This is a genomic window from Streptomyces sp. NBC_00704, from assembly GCF_036226605.1.
Classification (GTDB): domain Bacteria; phylum Actinomycetota; class Actinomycetes; order Streptomycetales; family Streptomycetaceae; genus Streptomyces.
The window spans coordinates 5843422-5858494 of the sequence record NZ_CP109000.1 but is presented as its reverse complement, the minus strand read 5'-3'; the positions used below and the strand labels follow the sequence as shown (position 1 = coordinate 5858494).

General features: G+C 73.2%; 13 protein-coding genes. 4 read left to right on the top strand and 9 right to left on the bottom strand.

Annotated elements, in window-relative coordinates; translation table 11 throughout:
• Positions 1-186: 186 nt before the first annotated feature.
• Positions 187-1338 carry a CAP domain-containing protein gene (locus OG802_RS25600; RefSeq protein WP_329414019.1) on the top strand — a complete coding sequence of 384 codons (1152 nt, stop codon included), beginning with the start codon at positions 187-189 and terminating at the stop codon, positions 1336-1338.
• 32 nt (positions 1339-1370) lie between these two features.
• Here OG802_RS25600 and OG802_RS25595 read toward each other — a convergent pair whose 3' ends face one another.
• Positions 1371-2003 carry a flavodoxin family protein gene (locus tag OG802_RS25595; protein WP_329414018.1) on the bottom strand — a complete coding sequence of 211 codons (633 nt, stop codon included), beginning with the start codon at positions 2001-2003 and terminating at the stop codon, positions 1371-1373.
• A 116-nt stretch (positions 2004-2119) separates the two neighbouring features.
• On the opposite strand from OG802_RS25595, the gene OG802_RS25590 reads away from it, so the two are divergent.
• On the top strand, positions 2120-2521 hold the full coding sequence (locus OG802_RS25590) for a winged helix-turn-helix transcriptional regulator (RefSeq protein WP_329414014.1): 402 nt from the start codon (positions 2120-2122) through the stop codon (positions 2519-2521).
• Here the strand turns inward: OG802_RS25590 and mutM are convergent.
• The 8 genes from mutM to recG form a co-directional block, all read right to left on the bottom strand.
• Entirely contained in the window at positions 2494-3354 is an 861-nt protein-coding gene (gene mutM, locus OG802_RS25585; RefSeq protein ID WP_329414012.1) for a bifunctional DNA-formamidopyrimidine glycosylase/DNA-(apurinic or apyrimidinic site) lyase, read from the bottom strand. The two genes, OG802_RS25590 and mutM, sit on opposite strands and share 28 nt — an antisense overlap.
• 136 nt (positions 3355-3490) lie before the next feature.
• The gene (rnc, locus tag OG802_RS25580; RefSeq protein WP_329414009.1) at positions 3491-4309 is read right to left on the bottom strand and encodes a ribonuclease III; all 819 of its coding nucleotides are present in this window, start codon (positions 4307-4309) and stop codon (positions 3491-3493) included.
• 19 nt (positions 4310-4328) lie between these two features.
• Positions 4329-4502: a 50S ribosomal protein L32 gene (rpmF, locus tag OG802_RS25575; RefSeq protein WP_007493396.1), complete on the bottom strand. Its 174-nt coding sequence runs from the start codon at positions 4500-4502 to the stop codon at positions 4329-4331.
• 2 nt (positions 4503-4504) lie between these two features.
• Positions 4505-5158 carry a YceD family protein gene (locus OG802_RS25570; RefSeq protein WP_329414007.1) on the bottom strand — a complete coding sequence of 218 codons (654 nt, stop codon included), beginning with the start codon at positions 5156-5158 and terminating at the stop codon, positions 4505-4507.
• Between the two features lie 155 nt (positions 5159-5313).
• Positions 5314-6432, bottom strand: coding sequence for an ATP synthase F0 subunit B (locus tag OG802_RS25565; RefSeq protein ID WP_329414005.1), 1119 nt, complete (start codon positions 6430-6432; stop codon positions 5314-5316).
• Between the two features lie 110 nt (positions 6433-6542).
• Entirely contained in the window at positions 6543-7022 is a 480-nt protein-coding gene (gene coaD / locus OG802_RS25560) for a pantetheine-phosphate adenylyltransferase (RefSeq protein WP_329417389.1), read from the bottom strand.
• A 26-nt stretch (positions 7023-7048) separates the two neighbouring features.
• The gene (gene rsmD, locus OG802_RS25555) at positions 7049-7660 is read right to left on the bottom strand and encodes a 16S rRNA (guanine(966)-N(2))-methyltransferase RsmD (protein WP_329417387.1); all 612 of its coding nucleotides are present in this window, start codon (positions 7658-7660) and stop codon (positions 7049-7051) included.
• A 92-nt stretch (positions 7661-7752) separates the two neighbouring features.
• Entirely contained in the window at positions 7753-9981 is a 2229-nt protein-coding gene (gene recG / locus OG802_RS25550; protein WP_329414002.1) for an ATP-dependent DNA helicase RecG, read from the bottom strand.
• A gap of 165 nt (positions 9982-10146) precedes the next feature.
• On the opposite strand from recG, the gene OG802_RS25545 reads away from it, so the two are divergent.
• Both OG802_RS25545 and OG802_RS25540 read left to right on the top strand, forming a co-directional pair.
• The gene (locus tag OG802_RS25545) at positions 10147-12009 is read left to right on the top strand and encodes an HSP90 family protein (protein WP_329413999.1); all 1863 of its coding nucleotides are present in this window, start codon (positions 10147-10149) and stop codon (positions 12007-12009) included.
• A complete protein-coding gene (locus OG802_RS25540; RefSeq protein WP_329413996.1) occupies positions 12002-15061 on the top strand; it encodes a tetratricopeptide repeat protein in 3060 nt (1019 codons plus the stop codon). The genes OG802_RS25545 and OG802_RS25540 overlap by 8 nt, the downstream gene beginning before the upstream one ends.
• Positions 15062-15073 lie beyond the last annotated feature (12 nt).

Here is a 15073-nt window from a genome sequence, read left to right as displayed (position 1 = left end):
CCGGGCAAAGTCACTCGGGGCACTTCCTCCCCGGGCGCCATGCGGTACCGTCCCCACCCAATGATTCTCATATGAAACTCACTCGATCGGGTGAGTCCGGTTGACCAGGGGGAGCAGGAGGCGCGCGACGCCCCGAGCCCCCGGCCGACCCTGGGGAAACACCGCTTGGACGAGGAAGGCAAGGACATGGGACGCCACCGACGCTCCGCCGCCGGCCGCGCCGCCACGAGCCGCGCCACGGGGGTCGCACAGACGCACGGCTCGCTCGCGGACGGTCACACCCCGCAGGACCGGTACGGCGCCGACCGCCCCGCCATGGGCATCGCCCCGTACCTGAACCCCGAGGCCTACGCCGACTCCGTGGCCCGCAGCCAGGAGTACCTGTTCGCGAGGGACGACGAGCACGGGCGCGCCGACACCGCCGTCTTCGCCTCCGGCGGGTTCGCTCCAGGCGGCAGGCCTGCGGGCCGGGACGGCTCGGGCCGCCGCCGCAAGAAGCGCGTCGTCACCCCGGTGAAGACGGGGCTGCTCGGCGTGTCCGCGGCGGTCGCCCTGGGCACCGTCGCGGTGGCCACGGGCGTGGTGCCGGGCCTGGACAGCTACCGGCTCGGCGGCGGCAGCGGCCCCGCCGACAAGGTGCAGGCGGCGGGCTCGCCGACCAACTCGGCCGCCGAGCAGGGCGGCACGTCGGGCTCCGCCGAGTCCGGCCGCGGCCCCGCGTCGACCAGCCGCGACGCCGGCCGGGCCGCCTCGCCGTCCGCCTCCTCGGCCGCCCCGTCCCCCTCTACCTCCGCACCCTCGGCCTCGACCTCGCCCTCGGCCTCTCCGAGCAAGACGGCGGCCGAGAAGCCGCAGGTCACGCCCTCGAAGCCGGCGCGGAAGCCGCAGAGCACGCCGTCCACCTCGAAGCCGTCGGCCAAGGCGCCGCAGCGGGCCGAGACGCCGATCACCGTCTCCGCCGAGGCCCAGGCCGCGGCCGAGGTGCTGAGCCTGGTCAACGAGGAGCGGGCCAAGGTCGGCTGCACCCCTCTCTCCGCGAACAGCGCCCTGTCGGACCTCGCCGAGAACTTCAGCGACGACATGGCCGCGCGCGGCTTCTTCGACCACACCGACCCGGACGGTGCGAGCCCCTGGGACCGGGCGGCCAAGGCCGGCATATCCGACCTCGGCGGCGAGAACATAGCCCGCGGCCAGTCCGACGCCGCCGCGGTCATGGCGGCCTGGATGAACAGCCCCGGCCACAAGGCGAACATCCTGAACTGCGACTTCAAGACGCTCGGCGTCGGCGTCCACTTCGGCTCGGGCGGCCCCTGGTGGACGCAGGACTTCGGCTACTGAGGGCCCTCCCCCCGCCCTGAGCGCAGAAACGATCAAGCAGCCCGGTTGCGGCCGGCCAGGAAGACCGCGGCCGTCTCGGCGACCCTGCGGCCCAGGTGCTCCGCCGTCGCGAGGTCGGCCTTGTGCACGGCGTCCGGGCCCTCGTCGACGTTGGTCTGGGCGGCCGCGCCGAGGAACACGCCGAGGCGGTTGAGGTCGTGCTCGGAGCCGGTGGAGCTGTTCCAGCCGGGCAGCAGACCGAGGCTGACCCAGTGCATGCCGAGCTGCGCGGCCAGGATCTGGAAGAACTGAAGCGTGTGAAGCTTGTCGCCGCTCTTGGAGCCCGAGTTGGTGAATCCGGCGGCCAGCTTGTCCTTCCAGGCCTGGGTGGCCCAGCGCGCGGAGGTCGCCTCGGCGAAGGCGTGGAAGGCGCCGGACGCGGTGCCCATGTAGGTGGGTGAGCCGAAGACGATCGCGTCCGAGCCGTCGAGCAGGGACCACTGCTCCTCGGTGATCTCGTCGACCTTGATCAGGTGCACCTCGGCGCCGGCGTCCAGGGCGCCCGCGCGCACGGCCTCGGCGAGGACGGCGGTGTGGCCGTGGCCGGAGTGGTAGGCGACGGAGACGACGGGCGGGGTGGGGAGGACGGGGGCGGCGCCGGCGGCCGTGGTGACAGGGGCGGACATGCTCACTCCTCATGAACAGAGCCGTTGGGCAGCTCAGGGACAGTGAATGAAGGAAAGCACTAACTTTTGGTTAGTGCAACCTGCCGGTTAGCGCTGCCTTGGAGTACGCTCGCGTCATGACCACCACCCGGACGGACGAGGAGGACCAGGCCCTCCCGTTCAACGTGTTCGCCAGGGCCTGCCCCTCGCGCGGCACGCTGGAGCACATCACCGGCCGCTGGGGCGGGCTCACGCTCGGCGCGCTGTACGAGGGCTCACTGCGGTTCAACGAGCTGCGCCGCCGGGTCGACGGCGTGAGCGAGAAGATGCTGTCGCAGACGCTGCACGCCCTGGAGCGCGACGGGCTGGTGCACCGTGAGGCGCAGCCCACCAACCCGCCCCGCGTGGACTACGAACTGACCCCGCTCGGGCGTGAGGTGGCCGAACGCCTGCTCAGCCTGATCCATCACCTCGAAGGACGGATGGACGACGTCCTCGCGGCCCGCGAGCGTTACGACGGTATGCGCGGCGGCGTCTGACACTTCGGGCAGAAGTAGCTGGACCGGTTCATCCACGGGCGCCGGCGCATGGGCGTGCCGCAGCGCTTGCAGGGCAGGCCCTCGCGCCCGTAGGCGTCCAGCGACCGGTCGAAGTAGCCGGATTCGCCGTTGACGTTGACGTAAAGGCTGTCGAAGCTGGTGCCGCCGACGGCGAGCGCCGCGTTCATCACGTCCCGGACGTGGCCCAGGAGTTCACGCGTGCGCGGACGGGTGAGGTTCCCGGTCGGGCGGTCGTAGTGCAGACGGGCCCGCCACAGCGCCTCGTCCGCGTAGATGTTGCCGACTCCGCTGATCAGCGACTGGTCGAGCAGGGCCCGCTTGATCGTGGTGCGCTTGCGCCGCAGGGCCTGGTGGAAGGCCTCGTCGTCGAACAGCGGGTCGAGGGGGTCGCGGGCGATGTGCGCGATGACGTCCGGCAGTCCGTCGGGGGTGACGTCGTGCAGGGACAGGCCGCCGAAGGTTCGCTGGTCCACGAAGCGCAGTTCGGTGTCCACGTCGTCGGCGAAGCGGACCCGGACGCGCAGGTGCTTCTCGTCGGGGGCCGCGTGCGGCTGGACCAGGAGCTGGCCGCTCATGCCGAGGTGGGCCAGGACCGCGAGGCGGGTGTCCTCCAGCGGCAGCCACAGGTACTTGCCGCGGCGGCTGGGCGTGCCGACGCGATGGCCCTCGACGCGGTGAGCGAAGTCGTCGGCGCCCGCGAGGTGGCGGCGCACGGCGCGCGGATGCAGCACCTCGGCGTCGGCGACCGTGCGATGGGCGACCCACCGCTCCAGACCGCGCCGGACGACTTCGACCTCGGGCAACTCGGGCATGGGATCCCCCGTACGGAACGCCCGCCTCCCTGCGGGGGGGGGCGGGCGTTCGTCTCGTACTGCTGGTACTGCTGGTGCTGCCGGGTACTGCTGGTGCCGGCACTGCGGTGCTGCTGTGTCGCTGCCGCGGTGCCGGTCAGGCGGAGGCGGACTCGGGGTCCGGCGTGCTGCCGTCGGCGACCGGGACGGCCTGGGCCGTCTGCTCCGCCTTGGCGCGCTCGTCCGCCGCGGCCCGGATGGACCGCCATGCGGACTCGGCGGCCTGCTGCTCCGCCTCCTTCTTGCTGCGGCCGGTGCCGGTGCCGTACGAGACGCCTCCGACGCGGGCGGCAGCAGTGAAGGTCTTCTCGTGATCGGGGCCGGTCTCCGTGACCAGGTACTCGGGGACGCCGAGCCCTTCGGTCGCGGTGAGCTCCTGGAGACTGGTCTTCCAGTCCAGGCCGGCGCCGAGGTTGGAGGACTTCTCGATCAGCGGGTCGAACAGGCGGTGCACCAGTTCGGAGGCCGCTTCGAGGCCCTGGTCGAGATAGACCGCGCCGATCACCGCTTCCAGGGTGTCGGCGAGGATGGACGCCTTGTCCCGGCCGCCCGTGCCCTCTTCGCCCCGGCCCAGCCGGATGAAGGAGCCCAGGTCGAGGCCACGGCCGACCTCCGCCAGCGCGCGCGAGTTGACCACCGCGGCCCGAAGCTTGGCCAGTTGGCCTTCGGGCAGGTCGGGGTGGGTGCGGTACAGCGTGTCCGTGACGACGAGGCCGAGCACGGAGTCCCCGAGGAACTCCAGCCGCTCGTTCGTCGGCAGACCGCCGTTCTCGTACGCGTAGGAACGGTGGGTCAGCGCACGCACCAGAAGGGCGGACTCGAGCTGATAGCCGAGCCGCCCTTCCAGAAGCGTGTGGGACGAGGCTGTGGTGTCCGCCTTTTTCTTGGCGGTCGTGTCCGCCTTGGCGTCAGACATGAAGCCTCTCACCAGCCGCTCAGACCTCGAGGACCTGGCGCTTGTTGTAGGTGCCGCAAGACGGGCACGCGATGTGCTGCAGCTTGGGCTCGTGGCAGCGCTCGCACGCAACCAGGGTGGGGACCGCAGCCTTCCACTGCGACCGGCGGTGGCGCGTGTTGCTGCGCGACATCTTCCGCTTCGGAACAGCCACGGCTACTTCTCCTGCTTCTCGTCGGCGGGCGCTGATCGAGGCACGCCGCCGCTCATCTCGTCCTTCTCGCCGTCTTCGAGTGAACCGGCGAGTCCCTGCAATGCCGCCCAACGGATGTCGGTGGCGTCATGGTGGTGTCCCGGGTCGTCCGCCAGCCGGGCTCCGCACTGGGAGCACAGGCCGGGGCAGTCGTCCTGGCACACCGGCTGCATCGGCAGTGCGAGCACTACCGCATCACGCAGCACGGGTTCGAGGTCGAACAGGCCGTCCTCGAGAAAGAGCCTGTCCTCGTCTTCCTCGGCGTCGTCGGCCGGCTCCGCTTTCACGCGGCCCCGGTCGTCGGCGTCAGGGTACGAGAACATCTCCTGGAACTCCGCTTCGAGATCGAGCTCGAGCGGCTCCAGACACCTTACGCACTCCCCCTCGGCCTGTGCACGGGCGGTGCCTGTGACGAGCACCCCTTCCATGACCGACTCGAGTCGGAGCGCGAGCTCCACCGGGGCGCCTTCCGGCACCCCGATCACTCCCTGGATCCCGAGATCCCTGGGAGCGTCGATCTCACGGGTCAGGCGCTGGAGTGCGCCAGGACGCCGCCCCAGCTCGTGTGTGTCGAACACAAGAGGGTTGCGGTGGTCGAGGCGGGCGTTCAGAGCCATTCCTGCTTTCGATCTTCGAACTCGGGACGCCGCCCCCGGTGTGGACGGGCGGCATCGATCGCGGGCGCATGCGAAATCGGCCAGGCGCACACGCGACCGAAGAGCCAGGATACTGGAGCTTTCGCCCACAGCCCAATCGGGTGGTGCGGGCGCCCCTACAGGCCGCGCTCCTGCTCGTACGCGCGCAGTTGCTCGGCACTGATCATGCTGGTGTCGAAGAGGCTGGTCTCGTCCAGGGCGTACCCCGGCCGGTCCTGCTGCTGTTGCTGCGCCTGCTGTTGTTGCTGGGCCTGCTGGGCCTGCTGGGCCTGCTGGACGGCCTGGTGGGGGTCGTAGGACGCCTGCCCGCTGTCGTAGCCGTACGCGTAGGGGTCCGCCTGCTGGTAGCCGTAGGCGTCCTGCCCGCCGTAGGTCTGCTGCTCCTGCTGCTGGTAGCCGCCGTAGGGGTCCGCCTGCTGCGGGTAGCCGTCCCCCGGCTGCTGATAGCCGTACGCCGGCTGCGGCTCCTGCTGTCCGTACGGCTGCTGGACGGGCTGTGCGGCGTTCGCGTCCTGCTCCGCGAGAGCGGCCAGGTCGGCGAGGTAGTCGGCGTCCGAGGAGTGCTGGAACGTCGTCGGGTCGCCGGCGAGGGCGCCGAGGTCGTCCGTGGCGATGCGGCCGTGCAGCTTCTGGCGGCCGCGGCCGACCGCCTCCAGGGTCTTGGCGAGGACCGCCTCGAAGGCGCCCAGCTTGGTGTCGACGTAGGCGTCGGCGTCCCGGCGCAGGGTCTCGGGGTCGTGGCTGCGCTCGGGGGCGTCCTCGTCCTCGTAGCCGTTCTCGTCGACGCCCGGGCCGGTGCCGAGGAGCTTCTCGCGGCCGCGCCCGACGGAGCCGAGCGTCTTGGTGAGGACGACCTCGAAGTTCGCGAGCTTGGAGTCGACGTAGTCGTCGGCCTCGGCGCGGACCTCCTCGGCCTCCTTGCGGGCCTCGGCGAGGATCCGGTCGGCCTCCGCCTGCGAGCGGCGGGCGATCTCGGTGTCGGAGAGCAGCGAGCCGCGTTCGGCGTGCGCGCCGGAGATGATCCGCTCGGCCTCGGCGCGGGCCTGCTCGACCATCTGCTCGCGGCCGCCGATCAGCTCCTCGGCCTGGGCCAGGGAGTCGGGCAGGGCCGCGCGCACCTCTTCGAGCAGGGCGAGCAGGTCCGCGCGGTTGACCACGCACGAGGCCGACATCGGCATCGACCGGGCACTGGAGACCGCCGTGACGATCTCGTCGAGCTTCTTCTGCACGTCCACCGGTTGCTCGCCACTCTCTACAGCTGGGTTGGAGACGGACGGGTCGACTGTAAGGCCACGGGGTGTCCGCCGGACAGCGGATGACGGGCCGTCAGGAACCCCGTTCGGCGTCAGTCCCGCCGGAGGCGCTCGCCGAGCGCCGCGAGGACCTGCGCGGGCACCAGGTGGGAGACGTCGCCGCCCCAGGTGGCGACCTCCTTGACCAGGGAGGACGACAGGAAGCTGTAGGTGGGGTTGGTCGGCACGAACAGCGTCTCGACGCCCGAGAGGCCGTTGTTCATCTGGGCCATCTGCAGCTCGTAGTCGAAGTCGCTGACCGCGCGCAGGCCCTTGACGATGGCCGGGATCTCGCGTTCCTTGCAGAAGTCGACGAGGAGGCCGTGGAAGGCCTCGACGCGGACGTTGCCGTACTCGGCGGTGACCTCGCGGATCAGGTCGATCCGCTCGTCGATCTCGAACAGGCCCTTCTTCGACTTGTTGATCATCACCGCGACATAGACCTCGTCGTACAGACGGGAGGCGCGGGAAATGATGTCGAGGTGTCCGTTGGTGATCGGGTCGAACGACCCGGGACAGACGGCACGGCGCACTTGTGGTCCCTCGCTCTCCGGTCCGGTCATCGTGCGTCTTCGCACGTAGAGGCGGCGCGACCGTACCAAAACGTTCCCTCGCCGTAGCGACGGGCCCGCAGCGCCGCGAAGCCGTCCGGCCAGGGGAACTCCCCGCCTCTGGTGCTGCGCTCCACGGTGACGAGGGCATCGGCCGCTAGCCAGCCCCCCGAGCGGAGTGTGAGCAGGATCTCGCGAAGATCGTCGTCGGAGACGGCGTACGGGGGGTCGAGGAACGCGAGGTCGTAGGGGGCGGCGGGCTCCTCCTGGACGACCTGGCGGGCCTTGCCCGCGCGGACCTCGGCGCCGGGCAGGCCGAGCGCCTTCACGTTCTCCCGGATCGTGCGGGCCGCGCGGGCGTCCGCCTCGACCAGGAGGGTGTGGCCCGCGCCGCGGGAGAGGGCCTCCAGGCCGACGGCGCCGGAGCCGGCGTACAGGTCGAGGACGCGTTCGCCGTCCAGGGGGCCGCCGAGGAGCGACTGCCAAGTGGAGAAGAGGCCTTCGCGGGCGCGGTCGGAGGTGGGACGGGTGCCGTTCCCCGGCGGGACGGCCAGGCGACGTCCGCCTGCTGCGCCAGCGATCACGCGGGTCATCTCGGGTCCTTGTTCGGCAGGGGTCACGGGCCGCCCGTTGCGGACGGGCCCGACGGTCACGGCTCCAGTCTCTCAGGCGGGGACGGGACGCCCTCGTGGCCTGCGGCGGCCGCTGTGGCTCAGCCCTTCTCCAGGTACTGCTCCCGCTCCTCGTCCAGCAGGGCGTCCAGGGCCGTGCGCAGGCCCGGGTAGGCGCCGAGTTCCGGGTCGGCCGTGACCACGGCCACCGCCTCCTGACGGGCCTCGGCGATGACCTCCTCGTCCTCGATCACCGCGAGGACGCGCAGGGAGGTGCGGGCGCCGGACTGGGCCTGGCCCAGGACGTCCCCCTCGCGGCGCTGTTCGAGGTCGATGCGGGAGAGCTCGAAGCCGTCGAGGGTGGTGGCGACGGCGTCGAGGCGCTGCCGGGCCGGGCTCGCCTCCGGCATCTCGCTGACCAGGAGGCACAGGCCGGGGGCCGAGCCCCGGCCGACCCGGCCGCGCAGCTGGTGGAGCTGGGAGACGCCGAAGCGGTCGGCGTCCATGATCACCATCGCGGTGGCGTTGGGGACGTTGACGCCGACCTCGATGACGGTCGTCGCGACGAGGACGTCGGTGTCGCCGGCGGCGAAGCGGCGCATGACGGCGTCCTTGTCGTCGGGGTGCATCCGGCCGTGCAGCACTTCGACGCTCAACCCGCTCAGCGGGCCCTTCGCCAGTTGCTCGGCCACCTCCAGGACCGCGAGGGGCGGGCGCTTCTCCGCCTCGTCCTCGGCGGACTTCTTCCGGCCGCCCTTCCCGGACTCCCCCGGCTCGTCGGCGTCGTCGCCGATGCGCGGGCAGACGACGTAGGCCTGGTGGCCGCCCGCCACCTCCTCGCGCACGCGCTCCCACGCGCGCGCAAGGAAGTGGGGTTTGTCGGCGGCCGGGACGACATGGCTGGCGATGGGCGAGCGGCCGGCCGGGAGCTGGTCCAGGACGGAGGTCTCCAGGTCGCCGAAGACGGTCATGGCGACGGTGCGCGGGATCGGCGTGGCCGTCATGACCAGCAGGTGCGGGGGCTGCTTGCCCTTGCCGCGCAGGGCGTCGCGCTGTTCGACGCCGAAGCGGTGCTGCTCGTCGACCACGACCAGGCCGAGGTCGTGGAACTGGACCTTGTCCTCGATCAGCGCGTGCGTGCCGATCACGACGCCGGCCTCGCCGGTGACCAGGTCGAGGAGGGCCTGGCGGCGGGCGGCCGTGCCCATCGACCCGGTCAGCAGCACGACCTTGGTGCCGTGGTCGGATCCGCCGAGCATGCCCCCCTCGGCGAGGTCGCCCATCATCTCGACGACGGAGCGGTGGTGCTGCTGGGCGAGGACCTCGGTGGGGGCGAGCAGCGCGGCCTGCCCGCCGGCGTCGACCACGGCGAGCATGGCGCGCAGGGCGACCAGGGTCTTGCCCGAACCCACCTCGCCCTGGAGCAGCCGGTGCATCGGGTGGTCCGTGGCCAGGTCGTCGAAGATCTCCCTGGAGACCTTCCGCTGGCCCTCGGTGAGGGTGAACGGCAGACGGGCGTCGAAGGCGGTGAGGAGGCCGTCGGGGGCGGGCCTGCGGGGGACGGCCGGGAGTTGGGCGTCGGCGTGCCGGCGGCGGGCCAGGGCGACCTGGAGGACGAACGCCTCGTCCCACTTCAGGCGGGCGCGGGCGTCGGCGATGTCTGCCTTGGTGTGCGGGCGATGGATCTTCAGCAGGGCCTCGGGCAGGGAGACCAGGCCGCGGCCCTCGCGCAGGGAGTCGGGGAGGGGGTCGACGGCGTCGCGGGCGTCGGGCAGGACGGTCTGGACCGCCTTGGCGATCTTCCAGGACTCCAGTTTGGCGGTGGCCGGGTAGAGCGGGATCAGGGCGCCGGCCCAGCTCTCGACGGACTCCTCGGAGTCGGCGCGCAGCAGCTCGTAGGCCGGGTGGGCGAGTTGGAGGCGGCGGTTGAAGACCGAGACCTTGCCGGAGAACATCGCGCGCGTGCCGGGCAGGAGGTCCTTGTGGGGCTTGTGCACGCCGCTGCCGAAGAAGACCAGTTGCAGCCGGCCGCTGCCGTCGGTGATCGTCACCTCCAGGCGCTGGCCCTTGCCGCGGGGGGCCTTGGCGGAGGCGAAGCTGTGCAGCCGGGCGTCGGCGACCTGGGCGACCACGGTGACGTGCTCGTCCATGGGCAGGTCGGCGAGGTGGGTGAGCTGGCCGCGCTCCTCGTATCTGCGGGGGTAGTGGTGCAGAAGGTCGCCGACGGTGTGCAGGCCGAGGTGCTCGGCCATCACCTTCGCGGTGGCGGGGCCGAGCACTGACTTCAGCGGTCGTTCCAGTGGTTCTTTCAGCGCGGGCACGGGATCCATTGCACACCACGGCACTGACATCGCCGCACAGGTGTCCCGAAACCCCTGGTCAGACGGCTCGTTCGGGCCCTACGATGGCGCTTTGGCCATCATCCGCGGTCACCGCCCCACCGGGACCGCCCGACCCCGCGCCGTGCTCCTCCCCCAGCCCGCGGCGCTGCAGCGATGGACTCCCAGACCTCACAGTCATCCCAGGCGCCCCGGCCGCCTCACACGTTCCAGGTCGACCTGCGCGGCCTGGTGGACCTGCTGTCCCATCACCTCTACTCCAGTCCGCGGGTCTACCTGCGGGAGCTGCTGCAGAACGCGGTGGACGCCGTCACCGCCCGGCGGGCCGAGGAGCCCGGCGCCCCGGCGCGGGTGCGGCTGGTCGCGGCGGACGGGCGGCTGCGGGTGGAGGACTCGGGCATCGGGCTCACCGAGGCCGACGTGCACAGCCTGCTGGCCACCATCGGGCGCAGTTCCAAGCGCGCCGAGGGCCTCCAGGAAGCGCGTTCGCACTTCCTCGGGCAGTTCGGCATCGGGCTGCTGGCCGCCTTCGTGGTCGCCGAGCGGATCCGGGTGGTCAGCCGCAGCGCGCGGACGCCGGACGCGCCGCCCGTGGAGTGGACGGCCCGCGACGACGGCTCGTACACCGTGCGGACACTGCCCCACGAGGAGCGTCCCGAGCCGGGCACCACCGTGCATCTGGAGGCCCGCGCGGGCGCCGGGGAGTGGCTGACGCCGTCGCGGGTGCGGGAGCTGGCGCGGGACTTCGGGTCGCTGCTGCCGTACGACGTCCGGGTCGGCGACGAGGCGGTCGCCGACCTGCCCGCGCCCTGGGACCGCCCGTACCCCTCCCCCGCGGCCCGGCGGGTCGCGCTGGCCCGGCACTGTCACGAGCTGTTCGGCTTCACACCGCTGGACGCGGTCGAACTGGACGTGCCGCTGGCGGGCGTCCGCGGGGTGGCGTACGTGCTGCCGTCGGCGGTCAGCCCGGCGCAGCGCGGCGGTCACCGGGTGCACCTCAAGGGCATGCTGCTGACCGAGCGGGGCGAACAACTGCTGCCCGACTGGGCGTTCTTCGTGCGCTGCGTCCTGGACACCGACAGTCTGCGCCCCACGGCGTCGCGGGAGTCGCTGTACGAGGACGAGACGCTGGCGGCGGTGCGCGAGGCGCTGGGCGGGCGCATCCGGTCCTGGCTGACGGGACTGGCCGCCGGCGATCCGGAGCGGCTCACGGCCTTCCTGGCGGTGCACCACCTGGGCGTGAAGTCCCTGGCGCGGCACGACCGGGAGATGCTGCGCACGATGCTGCCGTGGCTGCCCTTCGAGACGACCGACGGACGGCTGTCGCTGGAGGACTTCGCCCGGCGCCACCCGGTGGTGCACTTCACCCGGACCGTGGAGGAGTTCCGGCAGGTCGCGCCGATCGCCTCCGCGCAGGGCGTCGGGGTGGTCAACGGCGGTTACACGTACGACGGCGAGCTGGTGGAGGCGCTGCCCTCGGTGCGGCCGGGGACCGTGGTCGCCGAGCTGGACGCGCTCACCGTGACGGCCCACCTGGACGGCGTCGACGCGGCCGACGAGCTGGCGCTGGCGGGCTTCCTGGCGGCCGCGCGCGCCAGGCTGGACCCGCTGGGGTGCGACGTCGTCCTGCGGGCCTTCCATCCGCTGTCGGTGCCCGCGCTCCATCTGGACGACCGGGCGGCGAGGCACGAGCAGGCGCGCGCACAGGCCGAGGACGAGGCCGACGACCTGTGGGCGGGCATCCTGGGCTCGCTGCGCGGAAGCGCCCCACGCGCGCGTCTGGTGCTCAACCATCTCAACCCGCTGATCCGGCGGATCGGTTCGCTGCGCGATCCCGAGCTGATCGGCACGGCCACGGAGTCCCTGTACGGGCAGGCGCTGCTGATGGCGCAGCGGCCCCTGCGCCCGGCGGACTCGGCGCTGCTGAACCGGGCGTTCATCGGCCTTCTGGAGTGGGCCACACACGGGGAGCCGGCCCATCGGGAGCCGGCGGAGGGACAGGCGGCCGACGATGAGTGAGATCACGGACTTCGACTCGCTGCGCCGGGCGATGGCGGAGAACGGCGAGCAGCCGGAGGGCCCGGCCCGCAACGCGCGCGCGGAGCAGTTGCTGGCGGAGGCCGAGCGGCTGGGCATCCCGCTGGCCGTGATCGAGGCGCTCGGGCACCAGCTGAAGGTCTACAACTACAGCTCCGAGAAGGCGAAGATGTTCGTCCCGTTCGCGCGGCTGCTGCGCATGTGGGACGAGCGGCCCGAGGACTTCGACGCGTACGAGACGCACACGCTGCACTGGGTCTTCAAGTGGATGTCGGCGGGCATGCTCGACCAGCCGCACGTGCCGCTGGCGTCGGTGGAGAAGTGGCTGGGCGAGATGGAGCACCGCTACCGTCTCGCCGGGCACTCCGAGCGGGCGGTGCGCAGCGCCGAGTTCAGCGTCGCCGCGCACGTGGGCGACGTGGAGCGGGCCGAGCGGGCGTTCGCCGCCTGGCTGGCCGCGGACCGGGACGCCATGGCCGACTGCCATGCGTGCGAGCTGCACGGGCAGGGCTGGTGGCAGGCGGAGCGCGGCCGGGACGCCGAGGCCCTGGAGGTGTGGGCGCCGGTCCTGGAGGGCGAGTACACGTGCGCGCACGAGCCGCACACCGTGCTCGCCTCGTCCCTGCTGCCGCTGCTGCGGCTGGGCCGCGCGGAGGAGGCCCGCGCCCACCATCTGCGCGGGTTCCGGCTGGTGCGGCCCATGGAGTCGATGCGGGGGGCCTACGCCGACCACGTCGAGTTCTGCGCGCTGACCGGCAACGAGGCGCGTGGTCTGGAGCTGCTCGCGGAGCGGCCCGCGTACTTCACCGACGAGGGGCACCCGCGCAGCAGGATGGAGTTCCTGAGCGTGACGGTGCTGCTGATGGACCGGCTGGCGGAGCTGGGGCTCGGCGGTCAGCGGGTGCCCGGGCCGGCCGGCCGGGAGTGGACCGCCGCCGCACTCGCCGACCACGCGCGCGTGCAGGCGCTCGCGCTGGCCGCGCGTTTCGACGAGCGCAACGGCACCCGGCACGTCAGCGAGCGGGCCCGCGCGCGGATGGCGCGGCGGCCCCTGGTGGAGCGGCTGCCCCTGGGGGTGCGGACCGCGCGCCCGGTGTCCGCCGGGGCCGTCCCGAAGCCCTCGGCGCAGGCTCCGGCCGCGGCCGGGGAGTCCGGCGGGCCGCAGTCGGCGGCTCTGCTCGCCGAGGCCCGGCGGCTGTCGGAGACCCTTCAGCCGCACGCCGTCGAGGCCTGGGCGCGGGTCGCCGAGGCGGCCGCCGGCCCGGAGGGCCTGGAGCTGGGGGCGCGTGACCTCGCGGAGATCGCCGACCACGAGGCGATCGGCCTGGGCCCCGAGGGCGCCGGGAGGTTCGAGGAGGCGGCCCGGCTGTACGAGCGGGCGGGCGACCCCGGCGAGGCGCTGGCCGCACGCGCGCGTGCCGCCTACGTCCGCGCGCTCGCCGGCGAGGTGGACGAGGCGCTCGCGGCGGTGGCCGGCCCCTACGACCGCGTCCTCTCGCTGTACGCCGACGGCGGCACCCAGGTGCCGCAGGCGGCCGGTGTGCTGATGGCGCGGGCCCGGATCCTGATGCGGCACGTCCACGGGGCCGAGGGCCCGGTGCCGGACGGCGTCCTGACGGCGGCGGAGGCGGCCGTGCGGGAGCTGCTGGCGCTGGTGGAGGGCCGGGCGGGCGACGACGTGCGGCTCGCCGCACGGGTCGCCGAGGGCCACGCGATGCTCGCCGAGCTGGCGGTGCGGTCGGGGGAGCCGGAAGGGGGCGTGGAGCTGTTCGCCCGGGCGGCCGGCGAGTTCGTCGCGGCCGGACTGCCGTGGTTCGCCGTGGAGTACGAGGCACGGCTGGCCGGTCTCGCCCACCAGCTCGACGACATGGCGGAGGCGGAGCGGGCGCTGCGGGCGGCGCTGGAGCACGGCGGGCCGTACCTGGAGGCGGTGGGGCGCGCCCAGCTGCATCTACAGCTCGCCGAAGTGGTCGGGGGCCGGGGGGAGGACGCCGAGGCCGCCGAGCACGCCCTGGAGGCGGCGCACTGGGCCGACGAGGCGGGCGTGGGCCCGACGTTCGGCGCGTGGGCGCGCCACCAGCTCGGCGGGTACCTGGTGCGGCAGGGCCGCTGGGCCGAGGCCGCGGAGGTGCTGGAGTCGGCGCTCGCGGACCTGAGCGCGGACACGCACGGCGACGGCGCGGTCGTCCAGACGCAGTGGTGGCTGGGCGACTGCCTCAGCGAGCTGGGAGAGCACCGGGACGCCGCCGAGCGGCGGTTGCAGGCGGCCGAGACCGCCCGCCACTGGCCCGAACAGCACGACCACGCGACCCTGGCCCACCTGGCCGCCGAGTCGCTCGGCCAGGCCGGTCTGCATGCCGACGCGGACCGGGCCTACGCGCGCGCTGGCGCGCTGTGGCGCGAGCTGGGCAACGTCCACGGGCTGGTCCGCTCACTGCGGGCCCGCGCGTGGCTGGCGTTGCGCGCCGAGGGCGGCGCCGAGGCGGCGCGCGACCTGATGGCGAGCGCCCTGGAGGAGTGCGCGGACGCGTTCGACGCGGCCCGCGACGACGACGAGGTGCGCCGCCGGATCGTCGTCGAACTGGGCGACACCCACCGCCAGTTCGGGGATCTGCTGGCCCGCTCGGCCGCCGAGGACGCCGACGACGACGCGATCCGGGCCGCTCTGGACGAGGCGCTCTCCCAGATGTCCGAGGCCGTCGCGGTGTTCGTCGCCCTGGGCGACAGCGCCCTGCACGCCCGGACCGGCGCGGAGCTGGCGGCGGGCTGGCTGGAGAGCGACCTGGGGCGTCCGGCCGAGGCGGCGGCACGCGCGCGTGCGGTGCTGCGCTCCTACGCGGACGCGCAGTCGCGCGCCGGGTCGGGCGCCGACGCGGAGGCCGGACACGGCCGCCTCGACGAGCCCGGCGAACACGGTGAGTACGGCGGCGGCCGGCGCGGCCGGAGCCCGCAGGGCGACGACGGGACGGCGCGGGCACGGCGGGCCGAGGCGGAGCAGCTGCTCCAGGTGGCGGAGGAACAGAAGGACCGCTGAACGCCCCGGCGC

Coding starts and splice junctions, on each gene's coding strand:
- OG802_RS25590 (WP_329414014.1), top strand. CDS start 2,120: ATGACCACCACCCGGACGGACGAGGAGGACCAGGCCCTCCCGTTCAAC.
- recG (WP_329414002.1), bottom strand. CDS start 9,981: ATGGATCCCGTGCCCGCGCTGAAAGAACCACTGGAACGACCGCTGAAG.
- OG802_RS25595 (WP_329414018.1), bottom strand. CDS start 2,003: ATGTCCGCCCCTGTCACCACGGCCGCCGGCGCCGCCCCCGTCCTCCCC.
- rnc (WP_329414009.1), bottom strand. CDS start 4,309: ATGTCTGACGCCAAGGCGGACACGACCGCCAAGAAAAAGGCGGACACC.
- OG802_RS25600 (WP_329414019.1), top strand. CDS start 187: ATGGGACGCCACCGACGCTCCGCCGCCGGCCGCGCCGCCACGAGCCGC.
- OG802_RS25545 (WP_329413999.1), top strand. CDS start 10,147: ATGGACTCCCAGACCTCACAGTCATCCCAGGCGCCCCGGCCGCCTCAC.
- OG802_RS25540 (WP_329413996.1), top strand. CDS start 12,002: ATGAGTGAGATCACGGACTTCGACTCGCTGCGCCGGGCGATGGCGGAG.
- OG802_RS25570 (WP_329414007.1), bottom strand. CDS start 5,158: ATGGCTCTGAACGCCCGCCTCGACCACCGCAACCCTCTTGTGTTCGAC.
- mutM (WP_329414012.1), bottom strand. CDS start 3,354: ATGCCCGAGTTGCCCGAGGTCGAAGTCGTCCGGCGCGGTCTGGAGCGG.